We start from the raw sequence: 22,237 nt of genomic DNA, 5'->3' as shown, positions 1-22,237 counted from the left end.
GCCCCTCAGCCGCCATAGATCGGATGCGCGTCGCAAAGCGCGCGCACCTCGGCGCGCACCGCCGCCTCGACCTCTGCATCGCCCTCGGGCGACAGGGCCAGCGCATCCAGAACCCGCAGGATCAGCGTGCCGATCTGTTCGAATTCAGCGGTGCCGAAGCCGCGCGTGGTGCCCGCCGAAGACCCAAGCCGGATCCCCGAGGTGACAAAGGGCTTTTCCGGGTCGTTGGGGATCGCGTTCTTGTTGCAGGTCAGTCCCGCCCGCTCCAGCGCGATTTCCGCCACCTTGCCGGTCACGCCCTTGGGCCGCAGATCCACCAGCACCATGTGACAGTCGGTGCCACCAGACACGATGCCCAGCCCGCCCGCTTTCAGCACCGCAGCCAGCGCCTGCGCATTGGCGATGACCTGTCCGGCATAGGTCTTGAACGACGGATCCAGCGCCTCGCCAAAAGCCACCGCCTTGGCGGCGATGACATGCATCAGCGGCCCGCCCTGATTGCCCGGGAACACCGCCGAGTTGATCTTTTTCGCCAGCGCCTCGTCATTGGTCAGGATGACGCCCCCGCGCGGCCCGCGCAGGGTCTTGTGCGTGGTCGAGGTCACGACATGGGCATGGGGCACGGGGTTGGGATAATGCCCCGCCGCGATCAGCCCGGCATAATGCGCCATGTCCACCATCAGCACCGCGCCGATCTCATCCGCGATGCGGCGGAAGGCGGCAAAGTCGATCTGGCGCGGATAGGCGGAGGCCCCGGCAAGGATCAGCTTGGGCCGGGTTTCCAGCGCCAGCGCGCGCACCTTGTCCATGTCGATCAGGTGGGTGTCGGCATCGACCTCATAGGACACCACGTCGAACCATTTGCCCGACATGGTGACCGGCGAGCCATGGGTCAGGTGGCCGCCATGGGCCAGCGACATGCCCATGATGCGGTCGCCGGGAGCGAGCAGCGCCAGAAACACCGCCTGATTGGCCTGCGCGCCGGAATGCGGCTGCACATTCGCATAAGCCGCGCCAAACAGCTGCTTCAGCCGGTCGATGGCCACCGCTTCCACCTTGTCGACAAATTCGCAGCCGCCGTAATAGCGTTTGCCCGGATAACCTTCGGCATATTTGTTGGTCAGCACCGATCCCTGCGCCGCCATCACATCGGGCGACACGATGTTTTCCGACGCGATCAGTTCGATCTGGGTCTTCTGCCGGTCAAGCTCTTCCGCGATGGCGGCGGCGATCACATCGTCAGACAGGGAGGTCTTGGGAAGCGTGTCGAACATGGGAGCAGTCCTTTTCAGAGGGGCTCGGCGGCAAGCTCGCGGCAGCCGGTGTCCAGAAGGTGGAAAACATGCGGCACGAAGCTGTGCCACACATCCATGCGAAAGCGGGTCGGGCCGTCACGCCACAGCAGCACGGTGACGCCGTCGAAATTGGTGCGCCGCCCCTCGCCGGGGGCAATGCTGTCGATGTCGCGGGCGCAGCCCAGCGTCAGCAGCTCGGCGGCGCGCGGACCTTCCAGCACAAGGCTCAGCTCCCGTCCGGAGACGTTTACCAGACTGTGCGGATGCGTGGCGTAAAGCGCGGCGAACCCCGCCTCGATGCGGGGCGCCAGCGCTTCGGGGGCGTGGAGCGTCCATTCATCGGGGCCAAGGCAGATCACCTGCACCTCGCCTGCAGCGGCGCGCTGGCCGATGCGCGGCGGCAGCACCAGACCCAGCGTGTCGCCAAGGGTGGCAAGCCCGTCCCGGGCGCGCAGCGACCACCGCGCGACGGGGGCCGCCACGCTGACCCGCGCGGCAGAGGTTTCCGCCATCAGGCCCGGCGCGAAAGAGGATATCGGGGCGTTCATCGTCGTCACCTCAGAGTTTCAGGCGGGCGTTTTCGGGATCGACAAAGATCATGCCGGTGATCTTGGCGGCAATCACGCGGTCGGGCATGGGGATGTGCACGGTTTCGCCCATGCGGTCCTGCCCGCCTTCGACCAGCGCCAGCGCGATGGGCCGTCCGGCAGCGTCCGAATGATAGGAGGAGGTGACATGGCCCACCATCTTCATCGGCAGCGGCTGGTTCGGGTCGAACACGATCTGCGCGCCCTCCTCCAGCCGTGACTGATCTTCGGTCAGCAGGCCGACAAGCTGCTTGCGGCCCTTGGCGGTCAGGTCGGGCCGGGCCAGCCCGCGTTTGCCGACAAAATCCGGCTTGGCCTTGCCCACGGCCCAGCTCAGCCCCGCGTCATGGGGCGTGACGGTGCCGTCAGTGTCCTGACCCACGATGATATAGCCCTTTTCGGCGCGCAGGACGTGCATCGTCTCGGTGCCATAGGCGCAGATGTCATAGGGCTGGCCCGCGTCCCACAGGATCTGCCACAGCCTGCGGCCCATGGGGGCGGGCACGTTGACCTCGAACCCGATCTCGCCGGTAAAGCTGACGCGGAACAGCCGCGCAGGCATGCCCGCCACGGTGCAGTCCACGCAGGACATATGGGGGAAGGCTGCCTCGGTCAGCTCGACCCCGTCGACCAGCGGCGCCAGCAGCTTGGCGGCATTGGGGCCGTTCAGCGCGATGGTCGCCCAGTGTTCGGTGGTCGAGGTCAGCCAGACCTGCAGATCCGGCCATTCGGTCTGCAGGTAATCCTCCATCATGGTCAGCACCCGCGCCGCGCCCCCGGTCGTGGTGGTGACGTGAAAGCGGTCCTCGGTCATGCGCCCGATCACGCCATCGTCGCGGATGAAGCCGTCATCGCCGCAAAGCAGGCCATAGCGGCAGCGGCCCGGCGCCAGCTTGGTCCATGGGTTGGTATACATGCGGTTCATGAATTCCACCGCATCCGGGCCCACCACCTCGATCTTGCCAAGGGTGGAGGCGTCGAACATGCCGACCGAGGCGCGGGTGGCCACACATTCCCGGCGCACGGCATCGTCCATGCTTTCGCCCGCTTCCGGGAAATACCACGCGCGCCGCCACTGGCCCACCGGTTCGAACACCGCCCCGTGGTCCTCGGCCCAGCTGTCGATGCGGGTCTTGCGCGTCACCTCGAAATGCGCGCCGCGATGATAGCCCGCAAAGGCCCCGAACGAGGTGGGCGTATAGGGCGGGCGGAAGGTGGTCAGACCCACCTGCGGCGGCGCCTTGCCAAGCGCGTCTGCGGCGATGTTCAGCCCGTTGATGTTGGACATCTTGCCCTGATCGGTGGCCATGCCGTTGGTGGTGTAGCGTTTGACATGCTCGATCGACCGCATGCCCTCGCGCACGGCCAGCCGCAGATCCTTGGCGGTCACGTCATTCTGGTAATCGACAAAGGCCTTGGCGCGGCCCGGATCGCGGTCGGTCGGCAGTTCCCTGCGGCTTTCGCCCTGTCCGGGGCGGTCGTCCTGCACCTCATAGGCCCGCGCGATCCCCGCAGCGCCCAGGTCCGCCGCCACGGCGCGGCCCTTTTCGGCGCCGTCCTGCAGCGCCGCCGCGATCCCCCACAGGCCGCGGCTCGCCCCGGCGATCACGCAATCCTCGGGCGTGTCCTTCGGCAGGAAGGTGGTCAGATCCTCGTCCCATGCCAGCGATCCGCGCGTGTGCGAGAACAGATGCAGCGACGGCGTCCAGCCCCCGGACATCAGCACCGCGTCGCAGCGGATCGTCGTGGCGGCACCCACCGTGCCGTTCAGCACCGGGTTGATGCGCAGCGACGCGACCCGCAGCCGCCCGCTGCTGGCGGTGGCGGTATGCGACAGCTTCACCGGGATGCCGCGCCTGTCCGCCTCGGCCCGCAGATCGGGCCGCACGGTGGCGCGGGTGTCGACGATCGCCTGCACCTTGGCGCCCGCATCGGCCAGATCAAAGGCCGCATACCAAGCGCTGTCATGCGAGGTCAGCACGACCGGCTGCCGGCCCACCAGCACGCCATAGCGGTTGAGATAGGTCTGCGCCGATCCGGCCAGCATCACGCCGGGGCGGTCATTGCCGTGAAACACCAGCGGCTTTTCCAGCGCGCCCTGCGCCAGCACCACCCGCTTGGCCCGCACCCGCCACATGCGTTCGCGCGGCGTGTCGGCGGGCTGCTGCGGCAGATGATCGGTCAGCTTTTCGACCATGCCGATCATGTTCTGGTGGTAATAGCCGATGGCGGTGGTGCGGGTCATCACCCTGACGCCCGCAGCCCGCAGCGCGGCAAGCTCCTCCGCCAGCCAGACCCATGCCGGTGTGCCGCCGATGCGCGCCTGCGGTTCGGACAGCAGCGTGCCGCCCGCTTCGGAGTTTTCGTCCACCAGCACGACCCGCAGCCCTTCGGCACAGGCGGCGCGGGCGGCGGCAAGCCCGGCAGGACCGGCGCCGACGATCAGCACGTCGCAATGCAGATAGCGCGAGGCATAGCTGTCGGGGTCTTCTTCGCTGGGTGACACGCCCAGACCGGCGGCGGCGCGGATGAACGGCTCATAGACCTTGTCCCAGAAGCTTTTGGGCCACATGAAGGTCTTGTAATAGAACCCCGCGGAAAACAGCATGTAGGCGGCGTCATTCACCGCGCCGATGTCCCATGTCAGGCTCGGGAACTTGTTCTGCGAGGTTGTCTCCAGCCCGTCCCAGATCTCCTGCACGGTGGCGCGGGTGTTGGGCTCGAACTGGCCCTTGCCGCGGCGGGTGCCGATCAGGGCATTGGGCTCTTCCGATCCGGCGGCGACGGGGCCGCGCGGGCGGTGATACTTGAACGATCGGCCCATCAGGTGGATGCCGTTGGCCAGCAGCGCCGAGGCGACGGTATCGCCGCGCAGGCCACGGATGCGCCTGCCGTCAAAGGTGAAGTCCACCGGCTGGGCAGTCTCGACGCGGCCCTTGCCCGCAACGCGATAGCGGCTCATGTCAGGCTCTCCGTCAGGCTGGCAAGGTCGGGACGCGGTGCGCCCGCCCGGTAGGTGGTCAGGAACTTGTCGGACACGGTGTCGCGCACCGCGTTGAAGAACCGCCCGCAGCCGTGCTGATGCCGCCAGCGTTCGAAATGCGGCCCCTTGGGGTTTTCGCGGATGAACAGGAACTCTTCCCACTGCTCATCGGTCTGGGCGGACGGATCCTGCGGGCGCAGGACATGCGCCTGACCGGCATAGGCGAATTCGGCCTCTGGCAGGGTTTCGTCACAATAGGGGCAATGGATCAGCAGCATTGGTCAGTCCCTCAATGCGCGACGGCGGCGGCGGCCGCCTCGTCGATCAGGCGGCCCGTGCGGAACCGCTCCATGGTGAAGGGCGCGTTGATCGGGTGCGGTTCATCCTTGGCCACGGTCCAGGCAAAGGTATGCGCCGCGCCCGGTGTCGCCTTGAACCCGCCAGTGCCCCAGCCGCAGTTGACATAAAGCCCCGGCACCGGGGTTTTCGAGATGATGGCGGAGCGGTCCGGCGTCACGTCGACGATGCCGCCCCATTTCCGCAGCATCCGCATGCGGTTGAAGATCGGGAACACCTCGGTGATCGCCGCCACGGTATGTTCGATCAGCGGCAGGCCGCCGCGCTGGCTGTAGCTGGTATACTGGTCGGTGCCCGAGCCGATCACCAGCTCGCCCTTGTCGGACTGGCTGATATAGGCATGCACCGCGTTCGACATGACCACGCAGGGAAAGACCGGCTTGATCGGTTCCGACACCAGCGCCTGCAGCGGATAGCTTTCCAGCGGCAGGCGCACGTCTGCGGTCTGCATCACGACCGAGGTGTGACCGGCAGCCGACACCGCCACCTTCTTCGCGCGGATGAAACCCTTGGCGGTTTCGACCCCGGCGACCGAGCCATCGGGATGGCGGCGGATCGCCGTGACCGGGCAGTTCTGGAGGATGTCGACGCCGCGCATCGCGGCCCCCCGGGCATAGCCCCATGCCACGGCATCATGCCGCGCCGTGCCCGCCCGTTCCTGCAGCGCACCACCCATCACTGGATAGCGGGCCTTGGGCGAAATCGACAGCGGCGGGCAGTAGTCCTTGCACTCCTGCGGGGTCAGCCAGCGGTTGTCGACGCCGTTCAGCCGGTTGGAATGGATGTGCCGCTTGAAGCTTTGCACGTCATGCACGTTATGGGCGAGCATCAGCACGCCCCGGCGCGAATACATGACGTTGTAATTCAGTTCCTGGCTGAGGTTTTCCCACAGATCGACGGAGTGATCGTAAAGCCGCGCGCTTTCGTCATAAAGATAGTTCGACCGGATGATCGTGGTGTTGCGCCCGGTATTGCCGCCGCCCAGCCAGCCCTTGTCGATCACCGCGACATTGGTGATGCCGTGCTCCTTGGCCAGATAATAGGCGGCACCCAGACCATGCCCGCCCGCGCCGACGATGATCACGTCATATTCGGCCTTGGGCTGGCTGTCGGGCCATTGCTCCGTCCAGCCCTTGTTGCCGGACAAGGCGTGTTTCAGCAGGCTGAACGCACTGAAATGGGACATGGGCGGCACCTTCTGGGGAAAACTTGCCGCCTAGGGCTAGGCGTCGCGCCGGTTCGATGTCGGTAGATTTGCGTCACAAAGCCTGTATGATCGCGCCATGCGCCAGACCGATCCCCTGTCCCGGACCACATCCCGCAAGCGGCTGAGCGTGGCGTTCCTGCTGGCGGAAAACTTCACGCTGTCGGCCTTTGCCAATTTTGTCGACGTGCTGCGGCTTGCCGCTGACGAGGCGGACAAGTCGCGCCCGATCCTGTGCGACTGGTCGGTGCTGTCGGACACGCTGGCGCCGATCCGGTCCAGCTGTGGGGTCAAGGTCACGCCGGACACGCTGCTGCGGCGGGCGGCGGCGCCGGATTATCTGGTGGTGGTGGGCGGGGTGATGAATGACCGCTCCGCGCTGAACCCCGCCGAACGCGCCTATCTTCAAGCCCGCGCCCATGCCGGAACGCCGCTGGTCGGGCTTTGCACGGGCGTGTTCCTGCTGCATGAAGCGGGCCTGCTGGACGGCTATCGCTGCTGCGTCAGCTGGTTTCACCATCAGGATTTTGTCGACCGCTTCGAGGCGGTGCAGCCGGTGTCGGACCAGATCTTCGTGGTGGACCGCGACCGGCTGACCTGTTCCGGCGGCCATGGCGCGGCGCATCTGGCGGCCTTTCTGGTGTCGCGCCATGTCGGGCAGAACGCCGCGATCAAAAGCCTGAACATCATGATGATCGATGCGGCCCTGCGCGGCGAGCAGGCGCAGCCCGGACAGCAGATCGCCCGCACCCCGCGCGACGCGCTGGTCAAGCGCGCCATCCTGCGGATGCAGCAGAACATCGAAACACCGCTGCCGGTCGCAACGCTGGCGGATCAGCTGCAGGTCGGGCGGCGGACGCTGGAACGCCGCTTCCGCGAGGATCTGGGCCAGACCCCGGGCAAGATCTACCTTGATCTGCGGCTGGACCGGGCGCTGCTGCGGCTGCGCACGACCCCGGATGCAATCGCCGACATCGCGCTGGCCAGCGGGTTCTGCGACGGCCCGCATCTTGCCCGCACGCTCCGGGCGGAGCGTGGCTTTTCCCCGGCGGAGTATCGCAAGGCACAGGCCCGGCGCGACGATGACCTGCCGACGGTGGGCGTGCTGCTGAACCAGACCGGCTGACCGCGCGGCACGCGCCGCTGCGGCCATAAGGCAGGGGAGGCGCCGTCACAGCGGCGGCGGCGGCACCATTTCGGGCCGGGCGCTGCGGCGGCACAGGAACACCTCCGGTTCGGGGCGCGCCGTGATCGCAAAGCCCGCGCTGCGCAGCATGGCGGCGATGGCGGGACCGTTGGGGACAAACCAGTTGGTCGGATCCCCGGAATAGCGATGTTCGACAAAATGCAGCCGGGGAAAGTCGGGCCGGTCGAAAAGCGCCGTTTCCTCAAAGGGATAATCCGCCTCTACCGGGCCTTCCTCTGCCGCGCCGCGCATCAGCGACTGGAACAGCAGCAGGTCATCGGCCACATGCTCGTGGATCATGTCCAGCGCCAGCAGCGGGTGGCGCAGATGGTAGAACACCCCCATGAACAGCACCAGATCGAAGCGTTCCTTCAGCCTGCCGATGTCATAGACCGAGATCTGCCGCAGTTCGATATCCTCGCCCGCTTCGGCCACGGCGAATTCCGCCTGCCGCAGGTAATGCGGGTCGCTGTCGATGCCCAGCACCCGCCCGGCGCCGCGCCGCTTCATCTCCAGCGCGAAGAACCCGGCATTGCAGCCGATGTCCAGAACGCTGCGCCCCTGCAGATCCTCGGGCAGCACATGGCGGAACCCTTCCCATTTCAGGCGCGGGTAATCCCCCAGAAAATGGTCCGGAGCGGTCTGCACCCCCCCGATGGTCAGGTTGTGAAACCACGGGCCAAGCCCGGTGATCCGGTCGCGCAGGGTGGTCTGTGCGGTTTCTGTCATTCGGCGGCTCCCTGATGCTGGATCCATGGGTCATCCGGCTGGTCGGCACGCCGCCGGGGCGGCTGCGGCGGGACGGGGCGGGGGGCGGCCACGTCCAGCTGCATCCGGAAATGTGCGATCGTGGCGCCCAGCCCCTCGTGCAGCGGCACCTCGGGCTGCCAGCCCAGCAGACGCCGCGCCGCCGAAATGTCCGGGCGGCGGCGGCGCGGGTCATCCTCGGGCAGCGGGCGGAACACCAGACCCGACGGCGATCCGGTCATGTCCAGCACCTGTTGCGCCAGATCGAGGATCTCGTATTCGTCGGGATTGCCCAGATTGACCGGCTGCACCGGGTTCGGCTCCAGCTCCATCAGCTGCTGCAGGCCCAGCACCAGATCCGAGACATAGCAGAAGGACCGCGTCTGCCGCCCGGTGCCGTGGATGGTCAGATCCCGCCCCGACAGCGCCTGCACGATCAGGTTCGACACGATCCGCCCGTCATCGCGCTGCATGCGCGGGCCATAGGTGTTGAAGATGCGGGCGACGCGGGCATCGACCCGGCCCTGCCGCTGCATGTCGAAACACAGCGTCTCTGCGGCGCGCTTGCCCTCGTCGTAACAGGCGCGCGGCCCGGTGCAGCTGACATTGCCGTGGTAATCCTCGTGCTGCGGGTGCTGTTCGGGATCGCCATAAACCTCGCTGGTGGAGGCCTGCAGGAAGCGCGCGCCATGGGTTTCGGCCAGCGCCAGCATGTTGGCGGCGCCGTTGACGCAGGTCATCATGGTGTGGATCGGATCGGCCTGATAACGCGCGGGGGAGGCCGCGCAGGCAAGGTTGTAGATCCGGTCCAGTCGTTCCTCATGGGCATAGGGGGTGCAGACATCGCCTTCCACCAGCGCAAAGCGGGGGTGGTTCAGCAGCGGGGCGATATTGGCGCGCGATCCGGTCAGGAAGCTTTCCAGACAGGTGACGCTGTGCCCCGCCGCAAGCAGGGCGTCGCACAGATGCGATCCGACAAATCCGGCCCCGCCGGTGACAAGGATGTTCAGGCGCCGCTTGGCTGACATGGGACTCATTGGGTCGATCCTTCCAGAAAGGGCTCATGACGCGGGAGGCGCGCCCCGGCCCCGGGGCTCAGGGCGCGCAGCAGGTCTTGGGCGCGGGCGGCCCCGGTATGGGATGTGGCGACGATCCGGCGCGCGGTCTGGCCGATGGCGCGGGCGGCCTTTTCGGGCTTGCACAGCGCGGTCAGCACGTCGTCGCGGCTGCGCGCGATCAGGATCGCCTCGTCCTCGGGGAAAAGCCCGTCGAGCCCCGGCCATGGATCGCTGATCACCGGAGTCGCGCAGGCTGCCGCCTCGAACAGCCGGACCGAGGGCGACCAGCCCGCCGCGATCATGTCATCCCGCGTCACGTTCAGGGTAAAACGCTGGCGGCTGTAGAAAGAGGCGTGTTTTTCGGGCGGCAGATGATCGATGCGGTCGACATTGCCGGGCCAGTCGAGGCTGTCGGGATATTGCGGCCCCGCCACCACGAAGCGCAGGTCGGGCCGGGCGCGGGCGGGTTCTATCAGCAACTCGTTGAGCCGCACCTGCCGGTCGGGGCTGTAGGTGCCAAGATAGCCCAGATCCCAGATCTTGGGCTCGTCGGTGGGGTGGTAGCGCTGCGCATCCACCGAACAGAACAGCGCCTCGGCGCGCCGCGCGCCCCAGTCGCGCTGCAGCTCGTTCAGCACCTGTCCGCCGCTGAACGACAGATAAAGATCAAAGAGCGGGATCTGGCGGCGGGCCAGATACTCCTCCTCGCCCTGCCGCAGCCGCGCCAGCGTCACCGGCGTGTCGATGTCATAAAAGCAGAAGCGCCGCAGATCCATCGCCGCCAGCCGGTCGATCAGGCCGATCCCGTCCGGCACATAGGATCCGACGATCACGGCATCGGCGGCGCGCAGCCGGTCGGCGTGGCGGGCCAGCACCTGTTCGGGATCGTCATAAAGCTCCAGCTCGCAGAACTGCGGATCCGGCAGGTCGCGCTGCGCCGCATACCACGGCACGTCGCGTTCCAGAAACAGCACCCGGTGGCCCTGATCGGCGAGCCCCCGGATCAGCGCGCGGTAGGTGGTGGCGTGGCCATTGCCCCAGGACGAGGTCAGGGACAGGCCGAAGATGACGATATCCATGGGCGCGGTCATTCGGCGGCAACCTTTCTGGACTGGGCGGCGCGCAGAAAACAGGCATGCGCCTCGCGCGCGCGGTGGTCATAGGTGTGATCTGTCAGCAGCCGCGCCTGCGCCGCAGCGCCAATGGCGCGGGCGCGCTCCGGCGTCAGCCCCACAAGAATCTCGGCGACGTCGCGCCCGTCACGGGCGACCAGCACCTCGGATCCGGGCGCAAGGAAGGCATCGATCCCCTCCCAGTGATCGGTGATCAGGCAGGCGCCAACGCCTGCCGCCTCGAACACGCGGGTCGCGGGCGAAAAGCCGGTGGCGGCCATGCTGTCGCGGCTGATGTTCAGCACCGCCATGGGCGAGCAGTTGAAGAGGTTGTGATCCCCGGTGCCGACATGGCCCAGATGGGTGACATTGGCGGGCAGCTGCTGCGGATCCCAGCCCGAGCCGCCCAGCAGGAACTCCAGATCGGGCAGGCTGGCTGCGGGTTTCAGGAAAAACTCCGCCACGCGGGCCTCGCGGTCCGGCAGCCGGTTGCCCAGAAAGGACAGGGCTGCGGCAAAGCGGTCCTGCGGTGCCACGGCAAAATGCGTGTCGGGATCCAGCGCGTTGTAGATCGGCACGCACCAGCGCGCCCCCAGCCCGCGATAGGCCGCGACCACCGCATCGCCGCCGCCATAGGTCAGCACCATGTCGAGATCGGGCAGGCAGCGGCGCAGCGGATCATCCGGCGCGGCCCGCAGCGCGGCCAGCGTCGCGGGCGCGTCGACATCCCAGAACACCCGCAGCGCGTGTGGGGCGGCATGGGCCATGACCCGCTCCAGCAGCAGGTCATCGGCATACCCCACGCCCGACGCCTTGACCACGATATCCGCCGCCGCTGCCTGACGGGCGGCAGTTTCCAGCCCTTCGGGCGTGGCGGGATAGACCACCACCCGGGCCCAGTCCGGCGGGGAGATGTCGCGATGCGCCTGCCGGTCAAAGGCATCGGGTTCGTAAAAGGTGATGTCATGGCCCAGCCGGGACAGCGCCTTCAGCAGGCCCCGGTAATAGGTGGCAGCCCCGTTCCAGTATGAGGAGAGCAGGCTTGATCCATAAAACGCGATCTTCATTCCGCGGCCTCCGTTGCCAGCGCGGCGCGTCCGGGCGCCAGAGTTTCGATGATGCCGAACAGCTCGTCGACGCGGTGGCGGCAGCTGTGCCGGGCCCGGATCGTGGCCAGCCCCTCGCGGCGCAGGCTGTCGGCCAGCGCGGGATCGCCCAGCACCGCGCGCAGAAGCCGCTGCATCTCGGCGCCGTCGCGGGCGACCAGATGATCGGTGCCCGCACGGAACAGCCCTTCGGCATCGTCCCAAGGGGCAGAGACCAGCGGGATGCCGCAGGCCATGGCCTCGAACGGGCGGATGGTGGGAATGCCGGGCAGCGACCGCACATAGGGGCGGCGCGGCACATGCACGGTGACGCGGTGCCGGGCAAAGGCGTGCGGCACCTCGGCATTGGCGATCCAGCCGCCAAACGCCAGCCCCGCCTCGGCCAGCCGGGCCTTGGCGCTGTCGGGATAGCGCACGCCGCGCACCGTGGCGCGCAGCCCCAAGGCCTCGGCGGGGCGGATCAGGTATTCCTCCAGCTCGGCGGTGCGTTCGTCATCACCCCAGTTGCCGATCCAGATCAGGTCGCCCTCCACGGGCGCGTCCAGCGGGCGGAACAGCCGGTCATCCGCCGCCTCGTGCCATGTGAACACCTGTCGGCCCCAGCCGCGCGCCAGATAGCGCTGCCGCAGGGTTTCGCCAAAGGCGAGGATGCCGTCATAGCCGCCCAGATCCAGCCCCGCCATATCCGCATCCGAGGAGACGGCGCGGTGATGGGTGTCATGGAAGAACAGCAGGAACCCCGCCTCGCGCCGCAGCGCGCCGATCCGCGCCACCAGCGCGGGATCGGTCCATTCATGGACGATGACCACATCCGCCCCGTCCAGCGCCGCCGCATGGTCAAAGCTGGCATCGTAGCTTTGCGCGCGCAGATCCGGAAACCGCGTGAAAAAGGCCTGTTCCGCCCCGGGGCCCTGATCGGCGCGCAGGTTCTCGCGGCTCCAGCCGCCCTTCGGTTCCAGCGCCAAAGCCTCGTGCCCCCGCGCCACCAGATCGCCCATCACGCCCCGCAGGAAATGCGCGTTGCCATGGTTCCAGTCCGAGACAAGGGAATGGGTGTAAAAGACGAAACGCATCAGGCCAGCTTCCTTTCTTGGTGTGGCGCCCCGAACAGCGCCGCCATCGCCCGCGCCTGCCGGTCCGGGCAGAACTGCCGCGCGCGGCACTGCCCCGCCTCTGCCAGCCGCGCCCGCAGCTGGTCGTTGCGGGACAGGTCATTGATCCGCGCGGCAAAGGCTGCGGCATCGCCGGGTGGGGCAAACAGCGCCGCGTCCGCCCAGATCTCGCGGTAGGTCGGGATGTCCGACAGCACCAGCGCGGCACCCCCCGCCGCCGCCTCCAGCGCGGCAAGCCCGAAGGGTTCATAGACCGAGGGAGAGACGAAGATCCCCGCTTCGGCGGCGGCGCGGCGCAGATCGGCATGGGGGCGGTTGCCCTGCGCCTTGGCATGATGAAACGCCGCCGCCGCCACGCCGTCGCGCGCGACGGGGCCATAGGCCAGCACCGGCCAGTCGGTCAGCGCCGCCGTGGCATCGAGCGTGGCGGCATCCTTGCCCTCGTCCCACCAGCGGGCGGCGGCATAGACGAAGGGCTGGCGGTGCAGGCCCTGCGCGGGGGTCGCGATGGCGTTCGGCACCACGCCGATCAGGCCCGCAGCGGGATAGCAGCGCGCCGTCAGATCCGCATGGGCCCGGCTGGGGGCCAGCACCTGATCGGCGCGCGCCATGCCTTCGGCGTTCAGATCGCGCTGCCAGCGCCATGCGGGCGGCACGTCGCTGCCCCGGACCGCGCGGAACCATGTGACCACGCAGGAATGGGTCACCGCGATGACGCGGGCGCGGGTGGTCAGCCCTGCCGCCTGCGACGGGGCGTTGACCTGCAGCACATCCGCCCCGGTCTCCGCCACCAGCGCGTCAAGCGCGGGGGCCACGGCGGCCAGATCGGCGCGGTCCGGCACGGTCCAGTCCAAGGGCAGCCCGGTCCAGCGCAGATCCGCCACCGCGCGCGCCTCGGCCATCCGGGCGGCGGAGGGGGGCGCGCCGAAGCCTGCCAGCACCGTGTCGATGCCCTGCCGCCGCAGCCCGCGCGCCAGATCCAGCGCATAGGTCCACACGCCGCCCGCCGCATCGCAGGTCATCAGCACCCGCATGTGCGCTCCAGTTCCGGCAGGGGCAGCGGCTGCTGATCCTGAATGTCGCTGAACTGCCGGAAGGCCTGCAGGTAATGGCGGTGCGCCCGTTCCCATGCCTGATCGTCGGGCGCGCCCCAAAGCTGCCGGTAGCTGGGCGAGCTGGGATAGGGGTAAAGCGGCACCGGCTCGTTGGCCCAGACGCCATGCCCCAGCAGATGGCCGCGCCAGTGCTCCACCAGCGCCGGGTCATCCTCGACCACGCCGATCAGGTTGGCTTGGACAAAGGGCACGTGCCGCCGCGCCTCGATCAGGCGCTCGGCCAGTTCGGGCGTGTCCATCCGGCAGCGTTTCGCCAGCTGCTCGCGGCCCTCCACGGTCAGGCTTTCCAGCCCCGCCTCGATGGACACGCAGCCTGCGCGGCCCAGCAGGTCCAGCATCGCGGGTTTCCACAGGTCGATCCGGGTCTGGATCCCGAAGACCACGTCCCGCGCCACCAGCGCCTCCAGCAGCGCGGTCTGCGGCAGGAAGATCTCGTCGATGAAATAAAGATAGCCGACACCTTGCGCGATCAGCGCGTCGATTTCCTGCAGCAACGGCTCCAGATCGCGGCGGCGGTAGCCATCGCGGAAATCCATCTTGGCGCAGAAGCTGCATTCATAGGGGCACCCGCGCGAGGCTTCGACCTCGGCGCCCGCGCCCCGGCGGGGGCTGTCGCTGTCGAAGCGGTGATGGTGATGGGTGTGGCGCCCGATCCAGTCGGCGGGCCACGAAAGGGCAGGATGATCGGTGAAGCGGCTGATCGCCTGCGCCCCCGACAGCACCACGCGGCCCTCCTCCAGCCGGGCGGTGCCGGGGATTTCGGACCAGTCGCTGCTGCCGGCAAGCCGGGCCACCACTTCTTCGCATTCGCCGCGGATCACCAGATCCACCCCCAGCTTGCGCAGGGTCGGGGCGGGGGTTGCGGATCCATGCGGCCCCACCGCCACCTCGCGCCCGCCGCGCCCGGCGAGATGGTCCAGAAACTCGGCGGGCACCCGCAGTTCGGGCTGCGCGCAGCGCCAGAACAGATAGGTGGGCGCGGTGGTCACCACGGTCAGGGCAGGGGCAAATTCCGCCACGCGGCGGGCCAGTTCGGCGTTGTCCAGCCCCTGAAGCTGACCGTCGAGCATCAGCACCTCATGGCCGTCGCGGTCCAGCAGGGCGCGGGAATAGCCAAGCTCCAGCGGCAGATGCGGGTCGCGGCAGCCGAAATAGATGCTGCCCTCATAGGTCCAGTGCGGATTGACGAGTGCAACTTTCATGCGGAAACCTTCCGTCTGGTTCGGATGTCGGGGGTCTGCGGCAGGCGGTGCCGCGCCAGCCAGTCGCGCAAGGCCGCGACGCCGTCTTTCCAGCCCGTGACCGGCTGCCAGCCGGTGGCTTCGGTCAGGGCGCGGGTGTCGGCCACGAAATAACGCTGGTCGCCGGTGCGGGTGCGGTCATGGGTGATCTCTGGCGCCACACCCTGCAGCCTGCCGATTTCGGCCAGAAGCCGGTTCAGGCTGACGGCATTTTCCGGACCGCCGCCCAGATTGAAGGCCCGGCCGGAAAGCGCGTCGATCCGGTCCAGCGTGGCGCGATAGGCGGCCACGGCATCGGACACATGCAGGATGTCGCGCACCTGATCGCCGTCCCCGAACAGCGTGATGGGCGCGCCCGCCAGCGCGCGCAGCAGGAAATGCGCGACCCAGCCCTGATCCTCGGTGCCGAACTGGTGGGGGCCGTAGATGCAGCTCATCCGCAGCACCGCGCTCTGCATCCCGTAAGAACGGGCGTAATCCAGCACATACTGCTCTGCCACGCCTTTGGAACAGCCATAGGGCGTGTGGAAATCCAGCGGACGGTCCTCGCCGATGCCGCGCGCGCGCAGGGCGGGATCGGCGGGCAGATAGCCTTCGGCCAGATGCTCCAGCGCCACATCCTCCAGATCGCCATAGACCTTGTTGGTGGAGGCATAGATCACCGGAATCCGCCGCCCCGTGGCGCGCACCGCCTCCAGCAGGTTGACGGTGCCGCGGGCGTTCACCTCGAAATCCCCTGAAGGATGGGCAAGGCTGGTGGTCACCGCCGTTTGTGCTGCAAGATGGAACAGGGCGCGTGCCTCCTCCAGCCCGGCGGGGGCGCAGCGCGGATGGCGGATGTCGGCCACATGCACCGCCGCGCGCGGGCCGTAGGTGTCGCGCAGCCATTCAAGGTTCTGCTCCACCCCGGGGCGGCAGAGGTTGTCGAGCAGCAGCACCTCCTCGCCCTCGGCCAGAAAGCTTTCGGCAAGGTTGGTGCCGATGAAGCCGCAGCCGCCGGTGATGACCACCGGGCGCGCCCATGTCCGGCGCAGGGCAGGGGCGGCGAGTGCCGCCACATGGCGGGCCCGCGCCGCGCCGCCTTCGGTCAGCAGCCGGGCCAGAAGTTTCGGGCGGTTCGCGGCATCGACCGCGCCCATGTGATAATGCCGCGCGTCGAACCAGTGGCCTTCCTGCACCGCGATCTCGTCGGCGATGTCGCGCCATGCATACCAGTACAGCCGGTCGGCGGGCGCGTCATGGGCGGCCAGATACTGCCGCACCTGTTCCATCTCGTCATGGGCCCATGTGGAATAGCCGGCTTCGGTGATCCAGAGCCCGGCCTTGGGGTTGTAGCGGTCAAGGATGTCGCGGGCGGAGGCAAGCTGCGTCTCCCAGCCCTGCCATGCGCCCGCCTCGCTGTCCCACGTGCCGGGAAAGCCATGCACGCCCACGGCATCGACCAGCGCCAGCAGCCCGCGCTGGCCCATCAGGTCCAGCCAGATCGGATCGAACGGGCTTGGCCCGCCCAGCACCACCGGAAAGCCGCGCTCGCGCACCCAATGCGCGGCGTCGATCATCATGTCGGAATAAAGACAGTGGTCGGGATCGGCGCGCCAGTCCCAGTCCAGCAGGTTGTTGGGTTCGTTCCACAGCTCCACCGCCTCGAAATGGCGGCCATGGCGGGTCAGGATCAGATCGACAAAATCCGCAAAATCCCGCAGCCGGTGCGGCGCGCCGGAACTCCGCCCGGTGCGCGACAGCGAGGGCGGCGTGTAGTGGAAACAGGGCATCAGGTCGAAGGCATCGCCCAGTTTGGGCATCAGCCAGTCATACCATGCCTCGGCCCCCTCCATGTGATATTCTGCCCATGAAAACTGCGTCCGCAGACGGCGCACGCCCGCCGCGCGCATCATGGCGATGGCGGTTTCGGCATGGGCGTGGTCGCCCATGCGGAACCATTCGACAAAGCCCAGAGGGGCGGTCTGGCTGGCGGTATCGGTCATCTGACCAGCCCCCGCTCTTCCAGTTCGCGCCGCATCTCGGCGCCCCGGTCGACCGAGGTTTCGGCGGCGATCCATGCCGCCAGTTCCGGCATCGACTCCTCCAGCCGCTTTTCCGGGCGAAAGCCCAGCAGGTCGCGCGCCTTGGTGAGGTCCGCGAAACAGTGGCGGATGTCGCCCGACCGCGCGCGGTTCAGGATCTCGGGGGCAAGCTCGGGCCGGTCCAGCGCATGGGCCAGCATCTCGGCGACGGAGGCGATGGAATAGGCGTGACCGCTGCCGATGTTCAGCACATGCCCGGCGGCGGCGGGCTGCTCCATGGCCAGACGGAAGGCCCGCGCGATGTCGTCGACATGCACGAAGTCGCGCATCTGCCGCCCATCCTCGAACACCGTGGCGCGGCTGCCATTGATCAGCCGGGATCCAAAATTCGCCAGCACGCCGGTATAGGGGTTGGAGAGCGCCTGACCGGGGCCGAACACGTTGAAAAGCCGCAGCGCCACGGTTTCGGTCGGATAGGTCGCGCCAAAGATCATCGCGGCGCGTTCCTGCGCAAACTTTGTCAGCGCGTAGATGGAGGCCAGTTCCACCGGTTTGTCCTCGGGGGTGGGCAGCGGCAGCAGCGGCGCGCCCGAAGCATCGACCGGATCCCAGCGGCCCGCGTCCAGATCGGCGGCGCTGCGCCGGGCATCGGTCACGGTCTCGCCGCTCTGGCTGCGATAGAGCCCTTCGCCATAAACGCTCATCGACGAGGCCAGCACCAGCCGGGGCACGGGTTCGGCGATCAGCGCCTCCAGCAGCACGGCGGTGCCCAGATCATTGGCCCCGGTATAGCGGGCGATCTCATACATGGACTGGCCCACCCCCACCTCGGCTGCGAGGTGAAAGACGCCGTCCACGCCCCTGACCGCGCGCCTGACCGTGTCGGCATCGCGCATGTCGCCTTCGATGAACTCCACATCGGGCAGGCTGGGCCGGGTGTCGCCATGGACCTGCGGCACCAGAGAATCCAGCACCCGCACCTCGGCGCCCCGTGCCAAGACCTCGCGGGTCAGGGCGCGACCGATGAAACCGCAGCCGCCTGTGATGAGATATGTCGTCATGACCCCTCGCGCTGTTCACTGTGTTTGATGGCAGCCTGAACAGCATCAGCAGTCGGATGTTCCTGAAGTTTCTCCGCGCCGGGCCGGGACGCGCGGAAAATCGCAGGCGGCGGCGGGGGCTGTCCCGGCTCGGAACAGAGCGGCGCGTGGCCGGTTCCTGCCCCGTGGCGCTGGCGTCTGAGCCGCCCCGCGCCACGGCGCCGCATCACCCAAAGGAGACCGCCATGACCACATCCACCACCACGACCGATCACGACACGATCCGCCGCTGGGCCGAGGCCCGCGACGGCAATCCGGCGCTTGTCCGGGGCACCGGCGAGGACGGCGTGCTGCGCATCGATTTCAACGAACGCGAGGAACGGCTGGACCCCATCAACTGGGACGAGTTCTTTCGCGTGTTCGAACAGAACAACCTCGCCTTCCTCTATCAGGAAAAGACGGCGGACGGATCGACCAGCCGGTTCAACAAGCTGGTCCGCCGCGACACCGCCTGACCCCCCCTGTGGCGGGCCGCAGCAACACCCGCCGCAGGATTTGCCCAAGGGGGGGCGGGGGCAACTGCCCCGCCCCCTGGTGGCTTCAGACCTGCAGGCCGGGCTTCAGCACGACCTTGGTCCAGTCGTTCTGGTTGGTCTTGAAGTTGTCATAGCCGCGCGCCGCGTCTTCCAGTGGCAGGCGGTGCGAGATGAGGAAGGTGGTGTCCAACTCGCCCTCCTGAATGCGGCGCAGCAGCTCGGCGGTGTATTTCTGCACATGCGTCTGCCCGGTGCGCAGCTGCAGGCCCTTTTCCATCAGCGCGCCCAGCGGAAACTTGTCCAGAAAGCCGCCATAGACGCCGGGAACCGACACCCGGCCGCCCTTGCGCACCGCCATCAGCGCCTCGCGCAGCGCGTGCCCGCTGTCGGCGCCCACGCCCACGGTCTGCTTGAAGTTGTCCATCACCGTGTCGGGCGCAAAGCCATGCGCCTCCATCCCGACGGCGTCGATCACCGCATCGGGACCAAGCCCGCCGGACAGTTCCATCAGCGCCTCCAGCACATGGGTCTGGGTGTAGTCGATGACCTGCGCGCCCAGCTTGCGCGCCAGCGCCAGCCGGTTCGGATAATGGTCGATGCCGATGACCCGCGCCGCGCCCATGGCCAGCGCCGACTGGATGGCAAAGAGCCCGACCGGCCCGCAGCCCCAGACCACCACGGTATCATCCGGCCCGATATCGGCATTGGCAGCGGCCATCCAGCCGGTGGGCAGGATGTCGGACAGGAACAGCACGTCGTCATCCTCCATCCCGTCGGGAATGACGATCGGCCCCACATCGGAAAACGGCACCCGGACATATTCCGCCTGACCGCCGGGATACCCCCCCGTCAGGTGCGAATAGCCGAAAAGCCCGCCGGTGGCATGGCCATAAAGCTTTTCCGACACGTCCTGCTTTTCTGCCGGGTTGGAATTGTCGCAGGCCGCGTATTGCTGGTGACTGCAGAAAAAGCACGACCCGCAGGAGATGGTGAAGGGCACCACCACCCGCTGCCCTTTCTGCAGGGTGCTGCCGGGGCCGGTATCGACCACGCGGCCCATGAATTCGTGGCCAAGGATGTCCCCGGCCAGCATGCCGGGGATCACCCCGTCGTAAAGATGCAGGTCGGATCCGCAGATCGCGGTCGAGGTGACCTCGATGATGGCGTCGCGGGGATTGACGATTTCCGGGTCGGGCATGGTCTCGACGCGGACGTCGTGCTTTCCCTGCCATGTGAGTGCGCGCATGAAACTCTCCTCAGGCGGATTTGCGGTTGGCGGAGGTGGCGACCTCGCCGGTTTCCAGAAGCATCTTCAGACGCTTGAGGTCGCGGCGGCCCTGAATGGCGGGCTCGGCCTGAAACAGCTTGGCGATGATCTGCCCGACCCGGCCTCCGGGCGGCACATAGGCGATGATCGCCTCCACCTCGGTGCCCCGGCGCCCGGGTGCGTCGCGGAACATGATCTTGCCCTTGGTCTCGATCTGCGAGCCGGGCGTGGACTGCCACGCGATCTGTTCGCCGGGGCGGTCGCTGACGATCTCTGTCTCGACCCGCAGGTGGGTGTCGGCGGGGCCGCGGATCGTCCAGCGCGTCATGGCGCCCTCCGCCTCGATCTGGGTGACGTTTTCCATCACGCCCTCAAGGTTGCGGAAATCGCGCCAGAACTCGTAGACCTCCTGCCGGGGGCGGGCGATGGTCACGGTGCGCCCCGTCACCGCATGCCGCCCGAAGCGGCTGCGCGTGGCGGTGCGGCCCGGTGCGTCATCGGGCGGATGCACGGCACCTGCGCCGTGCCTGCGGGCCGTGGTCCAGATGGCATAGCCCGCCACGCCTGCCAGCGCCCCGGCCAGCGCCAGCGTCTGGAAAAGCCCCGGCTGGGGGCGGGGCCTGTGGATGGGGCCGGAAGTCTTCAGGGTCATGACGGTCTCCTTGCGCCTCTGCGCAGAGTGAGGGGTGTCGCGCCCGGCCTGCGGCAGGCTGCCGGTGCCGGGTGAGATGGGCCTTCAACAGCCGCGCTGCGGCTGTGTTCCCGCCCGCCGCCGCGACAGGCGGAATGCCCCGGGTCAGGAACATCGCGGGCCCCACCGGGTTAGCCGGTCAGACCGAGCGAGGATGACATGCAACACGCAGAGCAGACCGAGACCGCGGAGCACGCCCATGCGGTGGACCGCACCGCCGAGGTCGTGGTGATCGGCGGCGGCTTTGCCGGGCTGGCCTTGGCCGAGGAACTGGGCAAGGCCGGGCGCGACGTGCTGGTGATCGACCGGCAGAACCATCACCTGTTCCAGCCGCTGCTCTATCAGGTGGCCACGGCGGCGCTGTCTTCGACAGAGATCGCCGAACCCATCCGCAAGATCCTGCGCCGCCGCCGGTCGGTGCGGGTGCTGATGGGCGAGGTGTCCGGGCTTGATCCCGAGGCGCGCAAGCTCTGGCTGCGGTCGGGCGAAGAGATCGGGTTTCGCCTGCTGGTGGTGGCCAGCGGCGCCACCCATGGCTATTTCGGCCATGACGACTGGGCGAAATGGGCGCCGGGCCTGAAAAGCCTTGAGGATGCGCGCCGAATCCGGTCGCAGATCCTGCTGGCTTTCGAGCGCGCCGAACGCTGCCCCGATCCCGAAGAGGTGCGCCGCCTGCTGAGCATCGTGATCGTCGGCGGCGGACCCACCGGGGTGGAACTGGCCGGATCCATCGCCGAACTCAGCCGCCACACGCTGGCCCGCGATTTCCGCCATATCGACCCCGCGCAGACCTGCATCACCCTGATCGAGGCGGGGCCGCGCCTGCTGGCGGGGTTTTCCGAAGAGGCTTCGGATTTTGCCACGCGGCGGCTGACCCGGCTGGGCGTGACGGTGCGCACCGGGGCGCTGGTCGAGTATGTGGGTCCGGAGGGGGTCACCGTGGCGGGGCAGGCGCTGCCTGCGGGCGCGGTGATCTGGGCGGCGGGGGTCGCCGCCTCGCCGCTGGCGCGGGATCTGGGCGAAACCGACCGCAGCGGCAGGATCGCCGTCGACCCGACGCTGGCCGTGCCGGGCCATCCCGGCATCTATGCGCTTGGCGACATCGCCGCCTGCCCCGGGCCGGACGGGCGGCCCTTGCCCGGGCTTGCGCAGGTCGCCAAGCAGCAGGGGCAGCATCTGGGCCGCGAACTGGTGCGGCATCTGCAGACTGGCGCCGCCCCCGCGCCGTTCACCTATCACAGCCGCGGCAATACCGCGATTGTGGGGCGCCATGCGGCGGTGTTCGAGGGGCGGCGCGTGCGCTGGCGCGGCTGGTTTGCATGGCTGGGCTGGGCGGTCATCCATGTCTATCTGCTGGTGGGATTCCGCAACCGGACGCTGGTGTCGGTGCAATGGCTCTGGCGCTACCTGACCTATGAGCGCGGCGCCCGGCTGATCGCCGACGACCGCCCGGATCCCGCCGCCCCGGCAGAGGCCACTACCCTCCGCCCCCCGACCGAGTGACCCGGCCCTGCCGGGGAACAGGTGCAGAGGCAGGCGGTTGAGCAGGACAGGCGCGCGCCACCTTCCGCCGCAT

The 22,237-nt window shown here is 68.2% G+C and carries 19 protein-coding genes; 3 read left to right on the top strand and 16 right to left on the bottom strand.

The genetic code is table 11. From position 1 onward, the window contains the following. Positions 1 to 5: 5 nt before the first annotated feature. The 5 genes from glyA to VK682_RS16610 are packed head-to-tail and all read right to left on the bottom strand — an operon-like array spanning position 6 to position 6,408. A complete protein-coding gene (gene glyA, locus VK682_RS16630) occupies positions 6 to 1,274 on the bottom strand; it encodes a serine hydroxymethyltransferase (protein ID WP_324782242.1) in 1,269 nt (422 codons plus the stop codon). Between the two features lie 14 nt (positions 1,275 to 1,288). Continuing rightward, complete coding sequence (locus VK682_RS16625; protein ID WP_324782241.1) at positions 1,289 to 1,843, bottom strand: sarcosine oxidase subunit gamma; 555 nt, start codon at positions 1,841 to 1,843, stop codon at positions 1,289 to 1,291. A 10-nt stretch (positions 1,844 to 1,853) separates the two neighbouring features. Continuing rightward, positions 1,854 to 4,844, bottom strand: a complete 2,991-nt coding sequence (locus VK682_RS16620; RefSeq protein WP_324782240.1) for a sarcosine oxidase subunit alpha — start codon at positions 4,842 to 4,844, stop codon at positions 1,854 to 1,856. Then, entirely contained in the window at positions 4,841 to 5,143 is a 303-nt protein-coding gene (locus VK682_RS16615; RefSeq protein WP_089846355.1) for a sarcosine oxidase subunit delta, read from the bottom strand. Before VK682_RS16615 ends, VK682_RS16620 begins: the two co-directional genes overlap by 4 nt. Before the next feature lie 11 nt (positions 5,144 to 5,154). After that, entirely contained in the window at positions 5,155 to 6,408 is a 1,254-nt protein-coding gene (locus VK682_RS16610; protein ID WP_230796630.1) for a sarcosine oxidase subunit beta family protein, read from the bottom strand. A 97-nt stretch (positions 6,409 to 6,505) separates the two neighbouring features. On the opposite strand from VK682_RS16610, the gene VK682_RS16605 reads away from it, so the two are divergent. Further along, positions 6,506 to 7,552: a GlxA family transcriptional regulator gene (locus tag VK682_RS16605; protein WP_230796631.1), complete on the top strand. Its 1,047-nt coding sequence runs from the start codon at positions 6,506 to 6,508 to the stop codon at positions 7,550 to 7,552. A 45-nt stretch (positions 7,553 to 7,597) separates the two neighbouring features. Here the strand turns inward: VK682_RS16605 and VK682_RS16600 are convergent, their stop codons facing one another. From VK682_RS16600 to VK682_RS16560, 9 genes are read right to left on the bottom strand one after another with little or no spacing between them, the layout of a single operon-like run. After that, the gene (locus tag VK682_RS16600; RefSeq protein WP_230796633.1) at positions 7,598 to 8,341 is read right to left on the bottom strand and encodes a TIGR04290 family methyltransferase; all 744 of its coding nucleotides are present in this window, start codon (positions 8,339 to 8,341) and stop codon (positions 7,598 to 7,600) included. Next, entirely contained in the window at positions 8,338 to 9,387 is a 1,050-nt protein-coding gene (locus VK682_RS16595; RefSeq protein ID WP_230796723.1) for a UDP-glucuronic acid decarboxylase family protein, read from the bottom strand. The genes VK682_RS16600 and VK682_RS16595 overlap by 4 nt, the downstream gene beginning before the upstream one ends. A gap of 5 nt (positions 9,388 to 9,392) precedes the next feature. Continuing rightward, positions 9,393 to 10,496, bottom strand: coding sequence for a CgeB family protein (locus VK682_RS16590; protein WP_230796634.1), 1,104 nt, complete (start codon positions 10,494 to 10,496; stop codon positions 9,393 to 9,395). An 8-nt stretch (positions 10,497 to 10,504) separates the two neighbouring features. Beyond that, positions 10,505 to 11,596, bottom strand: a complete 1,092-nt coding sequence (locus VK682_RS16585; protein WP_230796637.1) for a CgeB family protein — start codon at positions 11,594 to 11,596, stop codon at positions 10,505 to 10,507. Beyond that, positions 11,593 to 12,708 carry a CgeB family protein gene (locus VK682_RS16580; protein ID WP_230796638.1) on the bottom strand — a complete coding sequence of 372 codons (1,116 nt, stop codon included), beginning with the start codon at positions 12,706 to 12,708 and terminating at the stop codon, positions 11,593 to 11,595. The genes VK682_RS16585 and VK682_RS16580 overlap by 4 nt, the downstream gene beginning before the upstream one ends. Continuing rightward, complete coding sequence (locus tag VK682_RS16575; protein ID WP_230796639.1) at positions 12,708 to 13,781, bottom strand: glycosyltransferase family 4 protein; 1,074 nt, start codon at positions 13,779 to 13,781, stop codon at positions 12,708 to 12,710. Before VK682_RS16575 ends, VK682_RS16580 begins: the two co-directional genes overlap by 1 nt. Continuing rightward, the gene (locus tag VK682_RS16570; protein ID WP_230796640.1) at positions 13,769 to 15,064 is read right to left on the bottom strand and encodes a TIGR04295 family B12-binding domain-containing radical SAM protein; all 1,296 of its coding nucleotides are present in this window, start codon (positions 15,062 to 15,064) and stop codon (positions 13,769 to 13,771) included. Before VK682_RS16570 ends, VK682_RS16575 begins: the two co-directional genes overlap by 13 nt. Next, positions 15,061 to 17,088, bottom strand: a complete 2,028-nt coding sequence (locus VK682_RS16565; protein WP_230796641.1) for an NAD-dependent epimerase/dehydratase family protein — start codon at positions 17,086 to 17,088, stop codon at positions 15,061 to 15,063. Before VK682_RS16565 ends, VK682_RS16570 begins: the two co-directional genes overlap by 4 nt. After that, positions 17,085 to 18,188: an NAD-dependent epimerase/dehydratase family protein gene (locus tag VK682_RS16560; RefSeq protein WP_230796642.1), complete on the bottom strand. Its 1,104-nt coding sequence runs from the start codon at positions 18,186 to 18,188 to the stop codon at positions 17,085 to 17,087. The genes VK682_RS16565 and VK682_RS16560 overlap by 4 nt, the downstream gene beginning before the upstream one ends. 224 nt (positions 18,189 to 18,412) lie before the next feature. Here VK682_RS16560 and VK682_RS16555 point away from each other — a divergent pair, with 224 nt between their 5' ends. Further along, positions 18,413 to 18,682 (top strand): hypothetical protein, encoded by a 270-nt coding sequence (locus VK682_RS16555; RefSeq protein WP_089846332.1) that lies wholly within the window; start codon positions 18,413 to 18,415, stop codon positions 18,680 to 18,682. A gap of 85 nt (positions 18,683 to 18,767) precedes the next feature. On the opposite strand, the gene VK682_RS16550 is transcribed toward VK682_RS16555, so the two are convergent. Further along, complete coding sequence (locus VK682_RS16550; protein WP_089846330.1) at positions 18,768 to 19,949, bottom strand: zinc-dependent alcohol dehydrogenase; 1,182 nt, start codon at positions 19,947 to 19,949, stop codon at positions 18,768 to 18,770. 10 nt (positions 19,950 to 19,959) lie between these two features. Next, positions 19,960 to 20,622 carry an SRPBCC family protein gene (locus VK682_RS16545; RefSeq protein WP_230796644.1) on the bottom strand — a complete coding sequence of 221 codons (663 nt, stop codon included), beginning with the start codon at positions 20,620 to 20,622 and terminating at the stop codon, positions 19,960 to 19,962. 198 nt (positions 20,623 to 20,820) lie between these two features. Here VK682_RS16545 and VK682_RS16540 point away from each other — a divergent pair, with 198 nt between their 5' ends. After that, positions 20,821 to 22,164: an NAD(P)/FAD-dependent oxidoreductase gene (locus VK682_RS16540; RefSeq protein ID WP_230796646.1), complete on the top strand. Its 1,344-nt coding sequence runs from the start codon at positions 20,821 to 20,823 to the stop codon at positions 22,162 to 22,164. Positions 22,165 to 22,237 lie beyond the last annotated feature (73 nt).

The sequence above is a fragment of the Salipiger marinus genome, assembly GCF_035481585.1.
Lineage (GTDB): Bacteria > Pseudomonadota > Alphaproteobacteria > Rhodobacterales > Rhodobacteraceae > Salipiger > Salipiger marinus.
Note: the sequence above shows the minus strand (reverse complement) of the source record. Positions and strands in the feature narration are given on the sequence as shown.